This window comes from Gottschalkiaceae bacterium SANA (assembly GCA_036323355.1).
In the GTDB taxonomy this organism is placed as follows: Bacteria; Bacillota; Clostridia; order Tissierellales; family GPF-1; genus GPF-1.
Window position 1 is genome coordinate 2,407,386 of sequence record AP028876.1, and the last position, 19,543, is coordinate 2,426,928.

The 19,543-nt window shown below is 43.4% G+C and carries 22 protein-coding genes; all 22 read right to left on the reverse strand.

The window, feature by feature from the left end:
* Positions 1-9: 9 nt before the first annotated feature.
* Positions 10-1,803 carry an NADH-ubiquinone oxidoreductase-F iron-sulfur binding region domain-containing protein gene (locus tag AC25CA_RS11485; RefSeq protein WP_486813964.1) on the reverse strand — a complete coding sequence of 598 codons (1,794 nt, stop codon included), beginning with the start codon at positions 1,801-1,803 and terminating at the stop codon, positions 10-12.
* Between the two features lie 13 nt (positions 1,804-1,816).
* Positions 1,817-2,206 (reverse strand): (2Fe-2S) ferredoxin domain-containing protein, encoded by a 390-nt coding sequence (locus tag AC25CA_RS11490; protein WP_486813965.1) that lies wholly within the window; start codon positions 2,204-2,206, stop codon positions 1,817-1,819.
* A 15-nt stretch (positions 2,207-2,221) separates the two neighbouring features.
* Positions 2,222-2,752: an NADH-quinone oxidoreductase subunit NuoE family protein gene (locus tag AC25CA_RS11495; RefSeq protein ID WP_486813966.1), complete on the reverse strand. Its 531-nt coding sequence runs from the start codon at positions 2,750-2,752 to the stop codon at positions 2,222-2,224.
* Between the two features lie 139 nt (positions 2,753-2,891).
* Positions 2,892-3,632 (reverse strand): peptidoglycan editing factor PgeF, encoded by a 741-nt coding sequence (pgeF, locus tag AC25CA_RS11500; protein ID WP_486813967.1) that lies wholly within the window; start codon positions 3,630-3,632, stop codon positions 2,892-2,894.
* 9 nt (positions 3,633-3,641) lie between these two features.
* Positions 3,642-5,111, reverse strand: a complete 1,470-nt coding sequence (gene cls, locus AC25CA_RS11505; RefSeq protein ID WP_486813968.1) for a cardiolipin synthase — start codon at positions 5,109-5,111, stop codon at positions 3,642-3,644.
* Entirely contained in the window at positions 5,108-5,674 is a 567-nt protein-coding gene (locus AC25CA_RS11510) for a 5-formyltetrahydrofolate cyclo-ligase (protein WP_486813969.1), read from the reverse strand. Before AC25CA_RS11510 ends, cls begins: the two co-directional genes overlap by 4 nt.
* Positions 5,671-6,225: a GNAT family N-acetyltransferase gene (locus AC25CA_RS11515; RefSeq protein ID WP_486813970.1), complete on the reverse strand. Its 555-nt coding sequence runs from the start codon at positions 6,223-6,225 to the stop codon at positions 5,671-5,673. Before AC25CA_RS11515 ends, AC25CA_RS11510 begins: the two co-directional genes overlap by 4 nt.
* 73 nt (positions 6,226-6,298) lie before the next feature.
* Positions 6,299-7,405 carry a KamA family radical SAM protein gene (locus AC25CA_RS11520; RefSeq protein WP_486813971.1) on the reverse strand — a complete coding sequence of 369 codons (1,107 nt, stop codon included), beginning with the start codon at positions 7,403-7,405 and terminating at the stop codon, positions 6,299-6,301.
* Positions 7,406-7,481: 76 nt separating this feature from the next.
* Positions 7,482-8,525, reverse strand: coding sequence for a DNA polymerase IV (locus AC25CA_RS11525; RefSeq protein WP_486813972.1), 1,044 nt, complete (start codon positions 8,523-8,525; stop codon positions 7,482-7,484).
* A 111-nt stretch (positions 8,526-8,636) separates the two neighbouring features.
* On the reverse strand, positions 8,637-9,173 hold the full coding sequence (locus AC25CA_RS11530) for a 2-oxoacid:ferredoxin oxidoreductase subunit gamma family protein (protein ID WP_486813973.1): 537 nt from the start codon (positions 9,171-9,173) through the stop codon (positions 8,637-8,639).
* Positions 9,173-9,919, reverse strand: a complete 747-nt coding sequence (locus AC25CA_RS11535; protein ID WP_486813974.1) for a thiamine pyrophosphate-dependent enzyme — start codon at positions 9,917-9,919, stop codon at positions 9,173-9,175. Before AC25CA_RS11535 ends, AC25CA_RS11530 begins: the two co-directional genes overlap by 1 nt.
* Position 9,920: 1 nt before the next feature.
* The gene (locus AC25CA_RS11540; RefSeq protein ID WP_486813975.1) at positions 9,921-10,976 is read right to left on the reverse strand and encodes a 3-methyl-2-oxobutanoate dehydrogenase subunit VorB; all 1,056 of its coding nucleotides are present in this window, start codon (positions 10,974-10,976) and stop codon (positions 9,921-9,923) included.
* 10 nt (positions 10,977-10,986) lie between these two features.
* Positions 10,987-11,217 (reverse strand): 4Fe-4S dicluster domain-containing protein, encoded by a 231-nt coding sequence (locus AC25CA_RS11545; protein ID WP_486813976.1) that lies wholly within the window; start codon positions 11,215-11,217, stop codon positions 10,987-10,989.
* A 13-nt stretch (positions 11,218-11,230) separates the two neighbouring features.
* Positions 11,231-11,902 (reverse strand): P-loop NTPase, encoded by a 672-nt coding sequence (locus AC25CA_RS11550; protein ID WP_486813977.1) that lies wholly within the window; start codon positions 11,900-11,902, stop codon positions 11,231-11,233.
* A complete protein-coding gene (gene buk / locus AC25CA_RS11555) occupies positions 11,895-12,962 on the reverse strand; it encodes a butyrate kinase (RefSeq protein WP_486813978.1) in 1,068 nt (355 codons plus the stop codon). The genes AC25CA_RS11550 and buk overlap by 8 nt, the downstream gene beginning before the upstream one ends.
* 11 nt (positions 12,963-12,973) lie before the next feature.
* Positions 12,974-13,873, reverse strand: coding sequence for a bifunctional enoyl-CoA hydratase/phosphate acetyltransferase (locus AC25CA_RS11560; protein WP_486813979.1), 900 nt, complete (start codon positions 13,871-13,873; stop codon positions 12,974-12,976).
* Positions 13,874-14,154: 281 nt separating this feature from the next.
* Positions 14,155-15,402 carry a CdaR family protein gene (locus AC25CA_RS11565; protein ID WP_486813980.1) on the reverse strand — a complete coding sequence of 416 codons (1,248 nt, stop codon included), beginning with the start codon at positions 15,400-15,402 and terminating at the stop codon, positions 14,155-14,157.
* Positions 15,383-16,246: a diadenylate cyclase CdaA gene (gene cdaA / locus AC25CA_RS11570; protein ID WP_486813981.1), complete on the reverse strand. Its 864-nt coding sequence runs from the start codon at positions 16,244-16,246 to the stop codon at positions 15,383-15,385. The genes AC25CA_RS11565 and cdaA overlap by 20 nt, the downstream gene beginning before the upstream one ends.
* A 56-nt stretch (positions 16,247-16,302) precedes the next feature.
* Positions 16,303-17,490, reverse strand: coding sequence for a CapA family protein (locus tag AC25CA_RS11575; protein WP_486813982.1), 1,188 nt, complete (start codon positions 17,488-17,490; stop codon positions 16,303-16,305).
* A 4-nt stretch (positions 17,491-17,494) separates the two neighbouring features.
* Complete coding sequence (locus AC25CA_RS11580; protein WP_486813983.1) at positions 17,495-18,226, reverse strand: DUF881 domain-containing protein; 732 nt, start codon at positions 18,224-18,226, stop codon at positions 17,495-17,497.
* Positions 18,216-19,127 carry an alpha/beta hydrolase gene (locus AC25CA_RS11585; RefSeq protein WP_486813984.1) on the reverse strand — a complete coding sequence of 304 codons (912 nt, stop codon included), beginning with the start codon at positions 19,125-19,127 and terminating at the stop codon, positions 18,216-18,218. The genes AC25CA_RS11580 and AC25CA_RS11585 overlap by 11 nt, the downstream gene beginning before the upstream one ends.
* A gap of 64 nt (positions 19,128-19,191) precedes the next feature.
* Complete coding sequence (locus AC25CA_RS11590) at positions 19,192-19,542, reverse strand: DUF1667 domain-containing protein (protein WP_486813985.1); 351 nt, start codon at positions 19,540-19,542, stop codon at positions 19,192-19,194.
* Between the last annotated feature and the right edge of the window lies 1 nt (position 19,543).

The following is a 19,543-nucleotide window of genomic DNA, read 5'->3' on the forward strand; positions in this document are numbered from 1 at the left end:
AATCCCTCCCTATGGTCGACGGATCGCTTCAAAACGACACTTCTCGTAGCAAGCGCCACAAGAAATACAAGCCGCTTGATCGATCACATGAGCCTCTTTCACCTTACCTGAAATCGCACTAACTGGACATACACGTGCACATGCTGTACAACCCACGCATTTGTCAGTGATAATTTCATATTTGGTCAAAGCTTTACATTCTCCTGTGCGACAGTACTTTTCATTAATATGCTCTTCGTACTCTTCACGGAAGAAGTGAATGGTGCTCAAAACTGGGTTTGGCGCAGTTTGGCCCAACCCACAAAGGGCTGTATCCTTAATGGCAGCTCCCAATTGCTGAAGCTTCTCAATATCACCCGGCTGGCCTTCGCCTTCCGTAATTCGCTCCAAAATTTCCAACATGCGTTTTGTTCCAACACGACATGGTGTACATTTTCCACAAGACTCGTCTTTGGTAAAATCCAAATAGAATTTTGAGATATTCACCATACAGTTATCTTCATCCATAACAATCATGCCACCAGAACCCATCATGGATCCAATCGCTTTCAAGTTGTCATAATCAATTGGTGTATCCAAATCGGCTACAGTAATAACACCGCCTGATGGACCACCGGTTTGAACGGCTTTAAATGCTTTACCATCTTTGATGCCGCCGCCGATATCATAGATAATCTCACGCAGGGTAATGCCCATAGGTACTTCTACCAAACCAACATTGTTTACCTTGCCGGCCAAGGCAAATACCTTGGTTCCCTTTGAGTTTTCTGTTCCAATTGATGAAAACCACTCAGCGCCCTTTAAGAAGATCGGTGCGATATTCGCATAAGTTTCTACGTTGTTAACATTGGTTGGCTTTTTATTAAAACCTTCAACTGCAGGATATGGTGGTTTTTTCGTTGGTTCGCCACGCATTCCTTCCATAGAATGAATCAAAGCCGTTTCTTCGCCACAGACAAAGGCGCCTGCTCCCAATTTCAATGAAATATCAAAAGAGAAGTCCGTACCAAAGATGTTTTCTCCCAACAGTCCCATCTCGCGGGCTTGAGCAAGAGCAACTTCTAAACGATGAATCGCCAAAGGATATTCTGCACGGATGTACACAAGGCCTTCATCAGCACCCATGCAATAGCCACAAATTGCCATGGCCTCAATTACACTATGCGGATCCCCTTCAAGGATTGAACGATCCATAAATGCACCTGGATCACCCTCATCAGCGTTACAAACTACATATTTTTTCTCAGATACAGACTTTGCAGCCAATTCCCACTTTAAACCGGTTGGGAATCCACCACCGCCACGGCCACGAAGACCAGAATCTTTGACGATCTGTACAGCCTCTTGAGGTGTCATATCGGTCAATGCCATCCCTAATGCTTGATATCCTTCAAATGCAATATATTCATTGATATCTTCTGGATTGATCAAACCACAATTTCTAAGGGCAATTCGATACTGCTTCTTGTAGAAAGGCATGTCGTGATGCATTTCTATTTTTTCTTGAAGCACTGGTTCATCATATAACAAGCGTTCAATTTTTCGGCCTTTAATGATATGTTCCGAGACAATTTCCTCGGCATCTTCAGGTTTTACCATTACGTATATCACATTATCAGGTTGAATTTTAACAATTGGACCTTGTCCACAGAAACCAAAACATCCGGTTTTTACAACCTTTACTTCGTCTTGGTATCCAACCTTCGCGATTTCTTTTTCTAAATTTTTAATAATATCTTCACTCTGCGATGCAACACAACCGGTACCGCCGCAGACGAGGATATGACTTCTTACTTTACTCATATACTTCCCCTCCTTACGCCTTGGCGAATGTGTTAATCAACACATTATCCTGTAGCATGTCGCCATCTTTCAAATGCTTCTTTACAATTTCCTTGGCGATTGCCGCATCCACTTTGCCATAAAGCACAGGCGCACTGCCAGGCACATTCACTTGAACCGTAGGCTCGCTGTGACAGTATCCCAAACATCCAACCTGAACCAAACGGACTTCCAGTCCTTCTGCTTCAATTGCTTCTAAAAGCGCTGCAAAGGTTTCTCGAGCACCCGCTGCGATTCCACAAGTTGCCATCCCCACAAGAACTTCAGGGATTTCTCCTACGGCCTCACCAGTTTCTCGAAGATTTACTTTCTTCAAAGACGCTTCTCGAATTTTTTTCAATTCATCTAATGATTTGATTGCCATCGTTTTCTCCTTCCCCTAGTTCAAGTTTTCCAGCACTTGATCCGCGCGGTATTCGTCAAGAATTGCCTTAACATCTTCCGGCTTCACATGACCATACACTTTCTCACCAACGGTTACAACCGGTGCGAGACCGCAAGCGCCAATACAACGGACATCCTTGATGGAGAATAATCCATCCGGCGAAATTTCGCCTGGTTGAATCCCCAACTCTTCCTTGAATGCCTTGAACACTTCTTCTGATCCACGTACGAAACATGCGGTTCCCATACATATAGAGATTGTATGCTTGCCTACTGGTTTCATGGTGAAATAGGAATAGAAGCTAACTACGCCAAACACTTCCGCTGCTGGCAGTTCCATTTTCCGTGCAATAAACAATTGCACTTCTAGAGGCAGATACGTAAAAACTGTTTGCGCTTTATGCAGGACATGGATCAAAGCGCCTTCAAGTGAATCCAAAGATTCAATGTACGTTTGTAACTCATCATACTTCTCTTGTGGTAGGTTCGTTGCGCTTGTCGTTCTTTCTTGCTTAGCTGCTGACATGAACACCATCCTTTCAAACTCTATAAAAAAAGACATCTCCACTTGTCTATTTTTTCACAGGGTAATCATACCATAGATTGTAGAAAATTTCACGAACTTTTTTTATTTTTTTTTTGAAATTTTCAAACAAAGAAATAGATTACAATTCGTCCTTCCCTTGGAAGGTTAAATAGATCCAAGCGAGCATCCGTCCCGCATTTTTCCCTTCTCGGCGATAGGAATAAAACAAATCCGGGTTTTGATCTGTTTTTCTCTGATCCTCTTGAATTTTCTCATTTATCACTCCATTTCTTATCAGAATTTCTCTATTAATCGCTGCCAAATTCAAATTCGCATATCCAGGTCTTGATTCTTTAATCCCGGTCCTGCCCGTGATCGCCTGACAAGCCTGAATAACCGGTTTGTCTACTTCATACCCCACCTGTGAAATACATGACCCAATTTTCGCAAAAAGTTTTTCGGGTCTTGTACCATAGGCACGGCTCATGGCTTCAACTGCCTCTCCGGCGATCCCAGCCACAGTTCCCCGCCATCCCGCATGGACCATTGCAATGGCATGATGTTCGGGATCGTATAGATAAATCGGCAGGCAATCAGCATGAAAGGTCGCTAAAACGACTTCGGTTTGATCAGTCATCAAACAATCGTAGCCTTCCAGCAACTGAAAAGTTTTTCCCACTTTATCAATTTTACAAATTTTACTACCGTGGACTTGCTTTCCACAGATAATCTGTCTGAGATCCACCTGCAGCTGACCGGCCAACTCACCGATTGCCGCATGGAATCCTTCAGGGTTTCGAAGATGAAAATCCCACCGCTTTCCATTGCTTAATCTGCGGGTGGAGATTCCAGTTTTAACGTGTGCCTTCATCTCATCCATCTTTTCCCCCTACAGCAATGGCGACAATAATCTCGACACTTGCTCTTTAAATCGAATCGTCAGACTTCTGTTCTCATACACTTCCTTCGTCATCTCTAGGCAATCCTTTAAATCCATAACAAATGCGTCTTTCATCTCCTGAGCAATCTCTCGATTATAAAGAAATGCGACCACCTCAAAATTCAATTTGAAAGAACGATAGTCAAAATTAGCCGTTCCACAGGATGAAATTCGCGAATCCACCACCATGGTCTTCGAATGCAAGAATCCCTTTTCATAGGTGTATACACGGCCCCCAGCTTTCAATAATTCGCTGGCCCAGGCCGTTGATGCCCAATAGACAAAGGGATGATCCGGCTTGTTTGGAATCATCAACCGTACATCCACCCCGGAAAATGCTGCAATCCGAAGGGCTTCCAATACAGCCTCATCGGGAATGAAGTAAGGGGTATGAATGTAGACCGATTCTTTTGCCGACTGAATCATCTTGATATAGCCCGATTTTACTTGTTCCCATTCTTCATCGGGACCACTACTCACAATCTGTATGCCACAAACCTTTTCCGAGGAAAGGTAGGGAAAGGTAGTGCCATCCGGTAAAAGGTCTTCTTTGGAAGCGGCACGCCAGTCCAGCATAAATCGCGTTTGCAGTTCATAGACGCTCTCTCCCTGAATACGCAGGGCTGAATCCCGCCAATATCCAAACCTCTTGCTTTTTCCAATATACTCATCGCCAATATTGAATCCGCCAATATAGCCAATTCGTCCATCAATGACTGCAATTTTTCTGTGATTTCGGTAATTGATGCGGGGATTAATCAAACGAAAAGGACTGGAAAAAAAGCGTGCATACTGGCCACCATTTTCCATCAGCACCTTGAATTTACTCTTTCTTAGGGTTCGTCCTCCCAGCTCGTCAAATAGTAAGCGAACGGCTACTCCCTCTTTGGCCTTTTCCTCTAAAATTCCAATCAATTCGTTTCCCAATTGATCGTTGTTCAAAATATAATAGTCCAAATGAATATGGTCGGTTGCAGCCCTCAAATCCGAGAAGAGCGCTTGAAATTTTTCCACTCCATCGGTGAATAACTTAACCTCATTCTGCTCAAAATATAGGGAGTTACTATTGTTCAAATGCAAGAGAATCTGATCTGCATAGTCTTTTGCATTCTCTTCTTCGATGGTCCATTCTCCCATTCTGATGGCTTCTGCCTGTCCTTGATAAAAGGCTTGCAGGGCTTGTTGTTCATTATCCGGCAAATTAAAGATCTTGCGACGAGATAAATTCCGTCCAAAAAAGAAATAAAAAATAAATCCTACACCAGGTAAAAGCATGCTGACCATAATCCAAGCCAAAGCGGATGTCGGATTTTTCCGTTCCGCAAAAATCACAATCACAACAAAGATAAAGTTAATAACGGCATAAAACGCATAGGAACTGGTAAGAAACAAAGGTGATAATGGTGCCAATAAAGTCATACCTCTTCCTCCCAACATTCTGTAATTAAGGTCCCAATCGGATAATCAAAGGGGCCAACTGGTACCTGTTCAATTCTTTGAAAATCATAGCCAAGGGCAATTATTGCCGCATCGTCTTGAAGTTGAGGCAACAGACGATCATAATATCCGCCTCCATAGCCTAATCGATTGCCCGCTCGGTCAAAAGCGAGACCCGGTACAAGTACAAGATCGAGTTCTTCAAGCATTGCAATCTCTCCCCCAGTCAAGGATGGTTCTTGAATTCCGAAGCTGTTTGTCGGTAAATTTCGAAAGTCTTTGCCAATACGAACCGGAACAAGAATTTTTGTTTTCGGTTTCATGACAGGTACATAAACTCGCCGATTCTCTGCAAGCCAATAATCGATTAGACTGCGGGTATCAATCTCATCTCTAAAACTCAAATACACCAGAATCACTTGGGCATCCTTTACAGCTTCTTGCTGCAGCAATGCATGATGGATCTTTTGCGTTTTCTTATCCACTTCAGTTTTCGAAAGCGCTGAACGTCGCTGAATCATTTCTTTTCGTAATTCTGCTTTCATGATTCTTCACCCACAAACCCAATGAATTCTTCTTCGAACATACCCATCCACACGACATCATGATAGGCGCCATTGCGATAGATGGCATCCCTAAGACGCCCCTCAGTTTGAAATCCAATCTTCTCGTATGAGTGAATAGCTCTCTCATTGAATCCGTAGACCGTTAAAGCAATTTTTCGAATATTAATCTGTTGAAATAAAAACTGGCACAAAATACGCATGGCATCGGTCCCGTAACCCTTCCCTTGAAACTCTTCCCTGCCAATCCAAATTCCAACCATGGCAACACGGCTGACCCAACCGATCTTGGGAATCCCACAGCCGCCGATATAAACCCCGTCCAGGGTTTCTATGGCAAAATTATAAGTTTCTCTCATCATGGAATTGCCGTCAATAAAAGTTTGTTCATCTTTTTTTGTAGGTGGAAATGGCGGTCCTGGAAATACAAATTGTCGAACAGTGTCAAAATCGGAAAACATCTCAAGCATGTCATCGATATCTTCGTTTCGAATCGCTCTCAAACGCACCAATTTTCCCTCTAAAGTTTTCATCTGCAAGGCCCCCTTATTCTTTATTATATCTTTTCTGATTTCTCAACAAAAGAAAAAACCGGAATTTCTCCGGTTATTTGATCGGTTTCAAGTCTTCATTTAGCCAGCGAGCATCCTCAACAATCTCTGTTGAGAAAAATCTTCCCTGATCGTCTTCATGCTTTGCCTGATGAAATCGATAGAGCATTCGACCCTCTGCTTGGCCCAAGATTTCAATTTTCCCTCTTGGATGAGACATAATCAACTTAAATCGCTTTGAAAATCCATCCAGATGTGCTTTCGCCTCTTCAACAAGACGACTCGTTTCAGTCATAGATACTTGAAATTGATTTTTGACGGCTTTGACAGGACGACATTGAAAAATGTAGTAGGGATTGACGCCATGATGGATCAGTCTCTTCATCAAGTCTGCAATGATTTTCGGGTCATCGTTGACGCCCTTAAGTAAAACCATTTGATTATTCACCTGAATCCCGCAAGCGAGCAATGCCTCAATTGATGAAATGGCCTCAGCCGTTAATTCCCTTGGGTGGTTAAACTGTGTAACAACCCAAATTGCTTTCTTTTTCCGATAGGTGCGAAGAATGCTCAATAGTTCTAAATCATCGGTAATTCGGGACGGATACACCACGGGTGTCCGAGTCCCAAAGCGAATATAATCAAGGGTTTCCACCTCGGTTAAGGCCGCCAAATATCGCTTGATTTGTTGATTAGAGAGGGCAAATGCATCGCCTCCCGTGATTAATACATTATTGATTTCCTTGTGATTTTGGATGTAATGAACCGTTTCGTTCAGTCTCCGATTGATTTCTTCTTGCGAGGAGCCAACCATTCGCTTTCGAAAGCAATGGCGGCAATACATGTAGCAGACATTTGTCGAGAGAACGAGCGCAGTCGTCTCGTATTTGTGCTGAAGACCTTCAAATTTTGTGTTGGACGCTTCGCCACTTGTATCCAATTCTCCTGCTTCATCTGTCTCCATCAGAGACGGCAGGGATAATTTTCGAATGGGATCCTCAGGATCATCCCAATCGATCAACGAAGAATAATAATCCGTGACACGCATAGGATAGTTTTGAATAACACACGCTAGTTTTTCTCGATCGTCACGACGCAAGGTAGATATATTCGGTATCTGATCGATCCGGGTCATCCAGCCAGAAGGGGTTTCCATTTTCATAATTTGCCTCCTAGACATGAAATTTGACTGGTTCGGTCCTTTTTAGTTTATCACAGAACATGCGTTTCTCAAAATTTTACAAAAGAGTCAATTGTTCGCCTATAAAAGACGATAGATTTTCCGCACTTAGTCCAATCAGTCGAATCGAATCACGAAAAGAAATTTTTTCTACTAAATATATACATGCCTCATAGAATTGTTCTTCCCTCCGTACCGGGTGCTCAAAGGTCATACGCTTTGTCGTCACCTGAAAGTCATCGTATTTAATCTTGACTGTCACCGTTTTCGCAGATAACCCCTTGCGCTTCAGATCCTGCTCCAGTCGATATGAAAAGTATTTTAAATAAGACAAGACTTCATGTTTTGTTTTCACAGAAGTCTCAAAGGTCCGTTCATGACCAATAGACTTTCGTTGATGCTCATAACTTAACTCGCGAACATCAATGCCTCGAATGCGGTCATAAAACAAGGATCCATTTTTCCCAAAAAATAAATCCATTTCTTTTCTTTTAAGCCTTCTTAAGTCAGCAACCGTTCGAAGGCCAATTCGATTTAACTTCTCAACCGTCTTTTTTCCGATACCGTGAATGCGGGATACCGGCAGCGGCGCCAGCAGACTTTGAGCTTCTTCCTGGGTGATCCACTTTAATCCATCGGGCTTGAGCCAATCTGAAGCCAACTTGGCGAGAAATTTGTTGCTACTGATTCCAACAGAAATTGTCAGTCCCGTTTCCTCTTTAATGCGATCCTTGATTTGCCAAGCAAGACTGATTGGATCAGCCCTTGTTCCGGTAAAGTCCAAATAGGCTTCATCAATGGAGACTGGTTCAACCTTTTCTGTAAAGGTTCTAAGGATTTCAAACACCGCTTTTGAGCACTCACTATAGCGATGCATATTCCCCCGCAAAAAGATACAGTCTGGACATAGTTTCCGTGCCATTACAGAAGACATAGCGGAATGCACACCAAATTTACGGGCTTCATAGGAACATGTTGCAACAACGCCCCGTTCGCTTACCCCACCAATAACAACGGGCAACCCCCTATATTCGGGGTGATCTAATTGTTCAACAGATGCGAAAAACGCATCCATATCTACATGAAATATTAATCGCTCCATCTTGCCCTCCTTCTTTTAGTTTACCAAACATTTGTTCTGGATTCCAGCATGAAAAAATCCTGCCAGGGAACGTTTCGTCCACCAGCAGGATTAATCACTCTGTTTATAAATTTACAAGCAATCTGCACCTCGTTGCAAGGCTTCCTCATTCATTGGAATCAATTTTTCTTTGGCTCCAGTAAAGAGTTTATGGAAGGTTTCAATAATCGATTCATCTTTTACGGGATGCATAGCCTTCAAATAAGCACCCAGCATAACCATATTCGCCACTTTCAAATTTCCCAATTCGTTGGCAATTTGATTGGCAGGCACATAATAGGCATGAACATCATCTCGTTCTACCTTTCGTTCAATCAATGAAGAGTTGACGAAAATCACACCGCCCGCTACTACGTCTTCCTCGAATTTCACTAAGGAAGGAAGATTCATAGCAATCAAACAGGTTGCATCGTTGGTAATTACAGGCGATCCAATAAGTGCATCGGAAACAATCACGCTACAGTTCGCCGTTCCACCACGCATTTCAGGTCCGTAAGAAGGAAGCCAAGAAACCTCTTTTCCCTCAATCATTCCTGCATAGGTCAATAGTTTTCCCATGGACATGACACCTTGTCCGCCAAATCCTGCAAATATCGCTCTCTCTAGCATTACACTTCCTCCTTTGGTGATTTAAAGTTCCCCAACGGATAATATGGAATCATGTTTTTCTCTAGCCAGTTCAAAGATTCCACTGGTGTTAATCCCCAGTTTGTCGGACAGGTCGATAAAACTTCAACAATTCCGAATCCCAAGCCTTGAAGTTGTACCTCAAAAGCTTTTTTTATCGCTTTTTTTGCTTTTCGAATGTTTGCAGGCGTATTGACTGCGACACGTTCAACAAAAACCGCTCCATCAATGGTTGCCAGCATCTCGGACATCCGTATTGGATTTCCGCAAAGAGCTGCATCTCGGCCATATGGAGCCGTTGTCGCTTTTTGTCCCACAAGGGTAGTTGGTGCCATCTGTCCTCCGGTCATTCCATAAATAGCGTTATTCACGAAGATTGTTGTAATTTTTTCTCCACGATGAGCCACATGAACGATTTCGGCAGTTCCGATCGATGCCAAGTCACCATCGCCCTGATAGGTAAATACCGGATGATCCGGATGTACACGCTTGATTCCTGTCGCTACTGCCGGCGCACGACCGTGGGCAGCTTCATGCATATCACAATTAAAGAAATCATATGCAAAAACAGAACAACCAACTGGTGCAACACCAATCACTTCATCCAGCAAGTTTAGCTCTTCTAAACACTCCGCAACCAGACGGTGGATGATACCATGGGTACAACCTGGACAATAGCTAAACGGTTTATCTGTCAATCCCTTTGTTTTTTGAAATACGACATCCATCTTACGCCCTCCCCAAAATTGATTTAATTTTTTCAGCAACGCCTTTTGGTGTAGGGATCATGCCGCCGCATCTTCCGTAGAATTCAACCGGACGTTTCCCCTCAACTGAAATTTTTACATCATCGATCATCTGACCCAAACTCATTTCCACTGTTAAATAGGCCTTGGTTTTTTCAGAAACCTCTTCAAAAGCCGCTTCTGGGAATGGCCACAGGGTAATCGGACGAATCAAGCCAACTTCAATGCCGTCCTTTTTACAAATTTCAATCGCATTTTTCACAATTCTAGCGGTTGTGCCGTAGGCAACGCAAACCACTTCAGCTTCTTCCGTATTAAAGGTTTCAACACGAACCTCGTTCTTCTTCATCAAAGCAAATTTTTCTTCAAGATGATGGTTATGCTCTTCCAATACTTGGGGATCAATAAATAAAGAATTAATAATATTTGGCTTTCTCTTTCCCTTGGTTCCATTAGTTGCCCATGGTTTTTCAACCTTTAATGGCTCACGTTCAAAAAATTCAACAGGTTCCATCATTTGACCGATCATTCCATCTCCAAGAACCATAACTGGTGTTCGATATTTATCTGCCACATCAAAGGCTTCCTGCATCAAATCTACAGTTTCCTGAATGCTGGCTGGTGCATAGACTGGATGGTAATAGTCTCCATTTCCGCCGCCACGAGTGGATTGATAGTAATCCGATTGCGCTGGTTGAATGCTCCCAAGACCCGGTCCTCCACGCATAATATTTACGATTACACAAGGTAATTCTGCTCCTGCAATGTAAGAAATGCCTTCTTGTTTTAATGCAATTCCCGGAGAAGAGGAAGATGTCATAACACGAGCACCGCATCCGGCAGCACCGTAAACCATATTAATTGCCGCAACCTCGCTCTCGGCCTGAACGAATACGCCACCAACCTTTGGCAATTCACGCGCCATATATTCCGGTACTTCATTTTGTGGGGTAATGGGATATCCAAAGAAGTATTTACAGCCAGCTTTAATTGCCGCCGCTCCGATCGCTTCGTTTCCCTTCATTAAAACTTTTGCCATGTCTATCCTCCTATTTTCCTACCGTTCGGTAAACTGTAATTGCCGTATCCGGACAAATGGTCGCGCAATTTGCACAGCCGATACATTTCTCCGGTTCAACAGCCATCGCGGGATGATATCCCTTGCTGTTGATCTTCGTCGTATCAAGAGCTAGGATCTTGACCGGGCATACCGAAATACAAAGTCCACATCCCTTGCATGCATCCGTATCAAAAACAACTTTTCCTTTTGCTTTACCCATGCTTCTTCCTCCTTTATAGCATCCATTGTTCACGCAAATATAATTGAAGCGGAAAAATTTCCCCTTCGATATCAACTGGCAATTCGCTTGCAACTGTTTCCAAGCAAGATACAAAACGAATTGGAATGTTTGTTTCCTTAGACAACGCTTGGGTAAGTTTTTGTCCGACTAATACATCTTCAAGCTTGGTACTTTTCATTAAGTGCGTGTTATTAATCAGTCCCGTCACCCTTTGTCGAGCTGTATCTTCAATTCTCCGAAGATAAGACAAGGCACCTGGAAGATCTGCCGTTTCCGGCCGATAAGCGTTCACCACAAAAAATACATCGATCGGCTCATCTTGAAGATCCTTGTAAAATCGACTCAATACCCGTGCGCCTACGGGATCTCCACCCAAATCAATGACGGCTTCATAATCCTTTTGATGCAAGGGTTTCAAAATTGATGCCGACACTGCCGGCACATCAATTGCAGAACCTTTAACAGAGCTAGAAATCACTTCGACTCCTAGTTTCTGCAACTCTTCTTCTTTTTCACGTGGCCGAAAATAAGGATTAACGATATCTAAATCCACCAGACAAACTTTTTTACCTTGCTTGGCTAATGCAACCGCATAATTCACGGCAAACTCGGACTTTCCGCTTCCATAATGCCCGGTGATCACTCGGATTCTACGATCACTCATAGGTCTTCGCCTCTTCCATATGATGAAGTACGCGTAAGGCTCCATCTGCCAAGGCTTTCAACTCGTCTTCCCCAGGGAAAACAAAAATTGGTGCGATAAATTTAGTTCGCTTTTCGATCCATGAAACAAATCGATCATTATAGGCAATCCCCCCCGTAATGACGACGCCATCAACTTTTCCCTCTAAAACTGTCGCCATGGCACCTACCGATTTGGAAACCTGATAGGCCATTGCCTTCAGAACTTCTTCTGCTCGCTTGTCACCCTTATCGATTTTTTCAACGACTTCTCTTACGTCATTCGTACCTAAATGTGCAACGAGTCCACCTTTCCCTGCAATTTGCTTTTGCAAAGCCTTGGGACCTACAACTTCGGTCAGGTTCATAACCTCCCGTGCAGGTAAAGCTCCGGAACGCTCTGGCGTCATCGGTCCTTCTCCATCCAATCCGTTGGTTACATCAACCACCCGACCCTCTGTATGGGCACCAATCGTAATACCGCCACCCAGATGAACCACAATCAAATTAACCGCTTCGTATGGCTGATTCAATTGCTTAGCCGCTAGGCGTGCAATCGCCTTTTGATTTAAAGCATGAAAAACTGAGCGTCTTTGAACCCCTGGAATCCCTGTATATCGGGCCAATGGCTCCATTTCATCAACAACAACCGGATCAACAATAAAGGATGGTTTCCCCATAGGCTCGGCTATTTCATAAGCAAGAACTCCACCCAAATTTGAGGCATGCTGTCCCAAAACACCGACCTTGAGATCATTGAGCATGGCATCATTGACACGATACGTTCCACTCGTGATCGGTTTCAACAATCCACCCCGACCCACAACGGCATCCAAATCCTGTAATTTTAAGCCAGCCTTCTCTATAGCCGCTTCAATCATTTTTCGTCGAAAATCAAATTGCTCAAAAATTGTTGAGAAAGAAGCCAACTCTTCCGATGAATGGCGAAGTGTTTCTTCATGTAAAACCTGGTCTTCCTGAAATACCGCGATTTTTGTGGATGTTGATCCAGGATTGATAACCAAAATATATTTATTCGTCATTTACTTACCTCCTACTTTTTTACAGATAAAGCTGCCAGTACAATAGAATTTAGCTTCGATATCGGCTGATCTGCGCGACTCGTTAGAACAATGGGTACCTTGGCCCCAACAATCAAACCAGCACTGGTCGCATTGCCTAAGAAATTTAATGCTTTGTATAGAATGTTGCCTGATTCAATTTGAGGCACAATCAAAATATCGGCATCGCCTGCAACGGGATGATCGATCCCTTTGTGTTCGGCAGCCGTTTTTGAGATCGCATTGTCCAAGGCAAAGGGACCACCAAGGATGCAGCCAGTAATTTCTCCTCGCTGGCCCATTGCAACCAATTTTCCCGCATCCACTGTAGAAGGCATCTTTTCGTACACCTTCTCCTTTGCAGAAAGAATGGCGACCTTGGGTTCTTCGATGGACAAAGCCTTGGCTACCTCTACGGAGTTTTTAATAATTGCCGCCTTTTGTTCCAAGGTTGGCGCAATGATCATCGCCGCATCACTCATCATCAAGAGTTTATGATAGGTTGGAATTTCAAATACCGCAACATGAGACAATAAGGTTTCCCCTCTCAGCTCCGGTCGCTTCAACACGGCCTTGAGAATAATCGAAGTATCAACCAAGCCCTTCATCAAGATATCCGCATTTCCTTTTACAATTTCATCAACAGCTATTTCACTGCCATGTATCAAATCATGTTCATTTATAATGGTGAAACGCTTCAAGGAAAATCCAATTCGTCTGGATAATTCTCGAATTATTTGCTCATCCCCCACCAAGATCCCTTCTACGATTCCAAGATCGTGGGCCTCTTTGACGGCCAACAATACATCTTCGTCATGGGCGATTGCAACTGAAATCCGTTTTGGACCCCTCTTTTGCGCAAGTTTTACCAATTCTTTAAAATTTTTCACCATTCGCCCTCCATCTTTTATTGAAAACCTTTTCTTGTTGTTTCCTTTCAAAAAAAATAACGTTTTGAAGTACCTATTCTTATTATAAACCGATTTTAATCCGTAAAAAAATAAAAATACGAAGATTTCGTAAAGAAATTTCGCATGATTATTTAACTATTTGATTAAATTTTCATTTTCTTTATGCTCTCTCATAGAATTTACTCATTTCTTGTCTTGTTCTATCAAAAAAACTTTATAAAAAGAAGCGAAGTTTCAATTTGAAACTTCGCAAGATTAATTGATTATTCTTGGTTTTCAACTTCTGGTTCAAGATCTTCCGTCTCATCAATAACAACCACTTCCATCTCATTGGGCGAAAGTGAAATCAATTCGCCATCGACCAACAAAACACCCTCGATTGGAACCTTGTAAACGCCAGGAGCAAAGCCTTGAAGATTCACATAGAGTCGAAGATTCCGCTGACTCAAATCCTGAATCACTGACTGTGGTGCTTGCACCGTTACAGAAACGGTATGTGGATTGGTGAAGGCGCGCATGCCTTCATCTACCTGATAAAATTCAACACGCTCACTCGGAATCTCAATCACAGTCTCCTCCAAAGGTTCAACTTCGATTCTCGCAACAATCCGGTCTCCATTGGCAGGATGAATTCCTTCCGGTAAATTCAAGGTCACTTCTCTTTCTGTTGTCTGTGACAAAAGTGAAATATCGATTGGCATGGTTTCAACCCGCTCGATTAATTTCACAAGTTCTGCATCCCCTTGAATCAAAATGGTATCCGGTATCGACTGAACCCCTGACAAAGCATAACCTTCCAATAAGGATCCCGACAAAACAGCCTCAACTTGAACCTCTTTCATCAATTCGACATCTGCATTTACGCGAACTGTTGATGGTGCGTGACTGACCCCCAAAACCTCGTCGCCAATCTCATTGACAACAGAGTAGGTAACCACAGATTGAAAATCATTCTGCTTTCCTTCCACATCTACCAGAGCAACTGCATGGCTAACCAAAGAAACAATTTTAGATGGCCCTGCTATGGTGACCATTTCCGGTTCAATCACAGGCTTCAATACACGATACTGAGCAACCAAATCACCTTGAAACTCTACCGTTACAGGAACCTGCTTTTCAACCACTGAATCCAAAACAAAATAGATCGTCTTTGGAGAATAATTTTGAATAACAAAGGTGCTTCCCTTCTCCACCTCAACAGGAATTTGATACCCGCCTGAACCGTATCCTTTCAAATCTACCGATGCCGTCAAGTCTTCAGCCTTCAGGCCGTATACATCACTCTGACGCCCAGAAATCTCCACATCAATCTTTGCTGATGTTGGTTCCATCAACACCACCTGATCACTGGTTAAAAGCTCCTCATTAACAAAAGTGACCGGCACATTCGTAATGGTAGTTCGAACAATTGGATTGACAATAATCATCATATAAAACCAGATCACAATTGCCAATAAAATGGAAACAATCAAATAAACCGTCCGTTTTTTATTATTCATTCCTTCGTTCATGCTGTTTCCTCCATTGATTCACTTTCGAGAAAAAATCAACACTCTCGCCGGAACCATAAACGCCTTCTTCCTTAAGAAATGCAGTCACTCTGGACTTCAATTGATCCAGATCCAAGTATCGAGTCATGCGACCTTCTTTCGTCATGGAGATCGCACCAGTTTCTTCAGAAATAACGATCGTCATGGCATCAGAATTTTCTGAGATGCCAAGAGCGGAACGATGACGCGTACCCAATTCTTTTGAAATCGCAGTATTTGATGAAAGTGGCAGTATACATGCAGCCGCAGTGATCCGTCCCTCCTCAATCACAACCGCACCATCATGAAGCGGTGTGTTGGGGATAAAAATATTAATCAAGAGTTCACTGGTCACAAGGGAGTCTAGTTTCGTTCCCGTATCAATCACTTCATTTAGACCGGTTCTTCCCTTTATTACGATCAGTCCGCCAATTCGCTGCCGCGATAAAGAAACCGTCGCTTCTGCAATCGCTGTAACCAAGGAATCCAAGGACTGCATACCTCCACGGTCTACCGTGAATAATTTTTTCGAAAATAAATTGTTTCTTCCGATATATTCCAAGGCCCGGCGTAGTTCCGGTTGGAATACCACGATAATAAAAACAAAAAATACTGTCATAGCCCGTTCCAAAAGCCAATTCAACATATAAAGCCGCGCAAGGCTTGATAGTGGAACCAAAGCCAAAATGACAGCAATTCCTTTAAATAGTTGCAAAGCCCTCGTTCCTTCTAACAACATCAAGGCTTTATAAATAATGAACGCAACGATTGCGATGTCGATCACATCGGTTATGCTGATATTCATAAAAATTTGTATATAATCCATCGTCATCCCACCTTGTTTTTCTGTTTATATTGTACCATATTGCAAGGCTCTTTGAATTACACGTTCATTACGATTTCTGACAATTTTTGTGAATTCTGTTTTCCCGGCACCTGTTCCTTGGTTCGTTCCCAAGATTGCTTGGTCTCCATGTCCTCGGGCGATGCGGGAACGATCCGATGGGACCACTCCTCACCGGTCCATTTTCTCTCCACGTGAGTCGGCTGTGCACGAAGATCGATAATCGAGGTTTCCCCAGTCCATGGATTTTTTGAAAGAGTCATAAATAACAAAACACCATCCTCAGTAAACCGCCAATAAGCCGGCTTTCCAACTCGCTCCCGCTGATTCGAAATTGCATTCCCCAAGGAATAAGCAATAAACTGACCATTTGCCCGTACTTCCATAGGTTGAATCACATGGGGGTGAGACCCGATAATCGCATCGGCACCAGCGTCAAACCATCGATCTGCCAAATTCTTTTGCAAGCGGCTTGGCTGCCGTTGATATTCTTGTCCCCAATGGGGCAGAACAATAACAAAATCCACACTCGCTTTAACAGCTTCAATCTCGGCCTCAATTCGAGCTCCATCTCCGATTATAGAAATCAAACTGACCCGTTCCTCCGCAGTTAAATAGGATTCCAATCCATTCAATCCATAGGTGGCATTGATCATCGCAACGCGGATTCCCTGCACCTCGACAATCAAGACTGCCTCTTCCTCTTCCACCTTTGTTCCTGTATGTTGAAACCCTAACTCATCCAGCACGGAAAGGGTACGCAAGAGTCCACGTTTTCCACTGTCCACACTGTGGTTGTTGGCAGTCATCAAAACATCGAAACCGGCAGATCGAATTGCTTCAGCCGCTTGGTCCGGGGTATTGAACTGCGGATATCCCCGATAGGGCAGGCGTTCTCCAGCTAGAGTGGTCTCCAAATTCGCAACGGCCAAATCTGCACCCGAAACCAACGATTCGATAGCGGAAAAGGATCCCGAAAAATCGTAGCCGTCTTCATCGTCCTTCTTCGCCCCCTCAATTTGAGGCATATGAAACATCATATCTCCTGTAAACAAGAATTCCGCATCCTCCTGCCAATCCTTTAACCTCACGATTTCATCTTCGCTCTGTGCCAAAATGATCTCAGAAAAAGGAAGCGCCTCCACTTCCCCCGTTTCCTGGGCAAACCCTATAAATCCAGGCATAATCAGTAATCCAATACATACTATTATTCCGACTCGTTTCATGTTCTCACTCCAATGCTTCCAAAAATTCAGGTTCAGGTAAACGATCAACATTTGGCAAGTAAACCGGACCACTCTCCGATATAATTGTCAATCCAATGGAATCTCTCAAATATCCCAAGGTAGATCCTTGAAAATCAATCCGATCCATAATCTCTTCTGCTGAACCAACCATTGTCAAGATAATCGTCGTCAATCCACTCCCATCCAAGTCGCAAAGGAGATTCTGATCCAGAATAAGGCAATCCTGATTCCCCCTAAGAGAAGAATAATTGGTATATCGAATACCATTAATCGCAATACCCTCTACGTCAGCCTGATTGATTTCACTGATTAGACTCAAAATATATTCCGGGTTATATACCAAAAAAGCAGTCGTTTCTCCCTGTACATAAGGCCGTTCAGGTTCTATGATCTTGATGGTCAATCCCTCTCCATCAATAGCTTTCAATCCTGCGGCTTTTTCTTCCGCTTCGATTTGATCCAACAAACCTTCCCGCTCCGAATCGATTCTCGAGATCCTCGATTTCTCCTTTTCAACCTCTTGGTCAATCATTGCGACCTCTTGGTCCAGTTGATCCAATTGTTCCTGCAAGTCTGCAATTTGTTTTTCCAATTGCTGTGCTTCCAATTCTGCAGCCGTCTCCGTATTCTCCGCCGTACGATTCGTCCATCCTTGAACAAGCAGGGCGGTCAATACCAAGGCAACAAAGAAGATTTCCCATTTCTTATTTTTCATGACGATTCATCCAATCTATCATTGCGTCCATTACCTCATCCCGATTGATTTCATTTAATATTTCATGACGCGCACCAGAAAAGAGCTGCATGGAAACCGGTAATTTTTCCTCTTTATACTTATCAGCAAGAGCTTGAATACCCTTTCCAAATTCGCCCACTGGATCCTGCTCCCCTGACATCAAACAAATTGGAAGTTTTTTAGGAATTCGCTCCATATTCTCTTTTGAGTTAACCGCTAGCAGACCACCTAATAAATCTCGATAAAATCGGGTGGTGCAAACGAATCCGCACAAGGGATCCTGAATATACTGATCCACTTCTTCGGTATCCCGGCTCAACCAATCAAACGCTGTTCGATTCGGTTCAAAGGTACGATTATAAGAACCAAAACTCAATCGATCCATCAATTCATTGGGTTTCTCTGCCACAAAAGGCATTAGTATGGCTGCAAGACCCTGTCCAAGGCGTCCCATCACTCCAGGATCCCCTGCTGTACCTGAAAGAATGACACCCCGGTATCGCTCTCCTGCCTCTGCAATCAAGCTTCGAGATAAAAATGACCCCATACTGTGCCCAATCAAATAGACAGCGTCAGACTTACATTCCTTTTCCAAAAAATCACGCACTTCCTCGAGGTCTTTCACCACGCGATTCCACCCTCCCTTCGAAGGGAAATCACCCAGGGATTGTTTCCGCTTGCCCGTTTCTCCGTGTCCCCGATGGTCGTTTGCAATTACTGTATAGCCCGAATTATTTAAAATTTGAGCAAACCGTTCATATCGACCTGCATGCTCCGCCATGCCATGAACCAACTGCACGGTTGCCTTGGGGTTTTCACTCTCCCAAATTCGTATATAAAGATCAGTTCCATCTGACATTTTCAACCATTCTCTACGCATCGTTACCTCCATAAGAAAAAGACTTCCAGTATTATTATACTAGAAGTCTTTTTGAAAAACCATCCTATGCATTTCGTGTTGCAACCACATCGACACCGGTACCCTGCACATTCTTGATTACCACGTCCCCAACTTGAATCGGCGCTTTCATCAAGACACTAGACAGATCCTGCATCACATCGAAGATCAGCTCCTTAGGAACTGGCGCTTGTGTCTTCACAGAAATCACGGGATACATGCCTTGATCAACTGCAACGGTTGAGGTAATCACACGCTTTGGCGCAATCATTTCTTCGATCGCATATTTTTTCCCCCGTGGGCATTTGTTTCCAAAAACTGCAAAACTCTCTCCCTCAGGCTCCAGGGTTAACTGACATCCAATCGGACAAACTATACAAGTCATTTCTTTTGCCATC

Bases quoted from the DNA above. Each gene is read 5' to 3' on its own strand.
- AC25CA_RS11585 (WP_486813984.1), bottom strand. From the start codon at position 19,127: ATGCGTAGAGAATGGTTGAAAATGTCAGATGGAACTGATCTTTATATA.
- AC25CA_RS11525 (WP_486813972.1), bottom strand. From the start codon at position 8,525: ATGGAGCGATTAATATTTCATGTAGATATGGATGCGTTTTTCGCATCT.
- AC25CA_RS11485 (WP_486813964.1), bottom strand. From the start codon at position 1,803: ATGAGTAAAGTAAGAAGTCATATCCTCGTCTGCGGCGGTACCGGTTGT.
- cdaA (WP_486813981.1), bottom strand. From the start codon at position 16,246: ATGGATTATATACAAATTTTTATGAATATCAGCATAACCGATGTGATC.
- AC25CA_RS11590 (WP_486813985.1), bottom strand. From the start codon at position 19,542: ATGGCAAAAGAAATGACTTGTATAGTTTGTCCGATTGGATGTCAGTTA.
- AC25CA_RS11490 (WP_486813965.1), bottom strand. From the start codon at position 2,206: ATGGCAATCAAATCATTAGATGAATTGAAAAAAATTCGAGAAGCGTCT.
- pgeF (WP_486813967.1), bottom strand. From the start codon at position 3,632: ATGGATGAGATGAAGGCACACGTTAAAACTGGAATCTCCACCCGCAGA.
- AC25CA_RS11575 (WP_486813982.1), bottom strand. From the start codon at position 17,490: ATGAAACGAGTCGGAATAATAGTATGTATTGGATTACTGATTATGCCT.
- AC25CA_RS11520 (WP_486813971.1), bottom strand. From the start codon at position 7,405: ATGAAAATGGAAACCCCTTCTGGCTGGATGACCCGGATCGATCAGATA.
- AC25CA_RS11565 (WP_486813980.1), bottom strand. From the start codon at position 15,402: ATGAACGAAGGAATGAATAATAAAAAACGGACGGTTTATTTGATTGTT.
- AC25CA_RS11545 (WP_486813976.1), bottom strand. From the start codon at position 11,217: ATGGGTAAAGCAAAAGGAAAAGTTGTTTTTGATACGGATGCATGCAAG.
- AC25CA_RS11550 (WP_486813977.1), bottom strand. From the start codon at position 11,902: ATGAGTGATCGTAGAATCCGAGTGATCACCGGGCATTATGGAAGCGGA.
- AC25CA_RS11560 (WP_486813979.1), bottom strand. From the start codon at position 13,873: ATGGTGAAAAATTTTAAAGAATTGGTAAAACTTGCGCAAAAGAGGGGT.
- AC25CA_RS11510 (WP_486813969.1), bottom strand. From the start codon at position 5,674: ATGAAAGCAGAATTACGAAAAGAAATGATTCAGCGACGTTCAGCGCTT.
- AC25CA_RS11495 (WP_486813966.1), bottom strand. From the start codon at position 2,752: ATGTCAGCAGCTAAGCAAGAAAGAACGACAAGCGCAACGAACCTACCA.
- AC25CA_RS11515 (WP_486813970.1), bottom strand. From the start codon at position 6,225: ATGAAAACTTTAGAGGGAAAATTGGTGCGTTTGAGAGCGATTCGAAAC.
- AC25CA_RS11540 (WP_486813975.1), bottom strand. From the start codon at position 10,976: ATGGCAAAAGTTTTAATGAAGGGAAACGAAGCGATCGGAGCGGCGGCA.
- buk (WP_486813978.1), bottom strand. From the start codon at position 12,962: ATGACGAATAAATATATTTTGGTTATCAATCCTGGATCAACATCCACA.
- cls (WP_486813968.1), bottom strand. From the start codon at position 5,111: ATGACTTTATTGGCACCATTATCACCTTTGTTTCTTACCAGTTCCTAT.
- AC25CA_RS11535 (WP_486813974.1), bottom strand. From the start codon at position 9,919: ATGGATGTCGTATTTCAAAAAACAAAGGGATTGACAGATAAACCGTTT.
- AC25CA_RS11580 (WP_486813983.1), bottom strand. From the start codon at position 18,226: ATGAAAAATAAGAAATGGGAAATCTTCTTTGTTGCCTTGGTATTGACC.
- AC25CA_RS11530 (WP_486813973.1), bottom strand. From the start codon at position 9,173: ATGCTAGAGAGAGCGATATTTGCAGGATTTGGCGGACAAGGTGTCATG.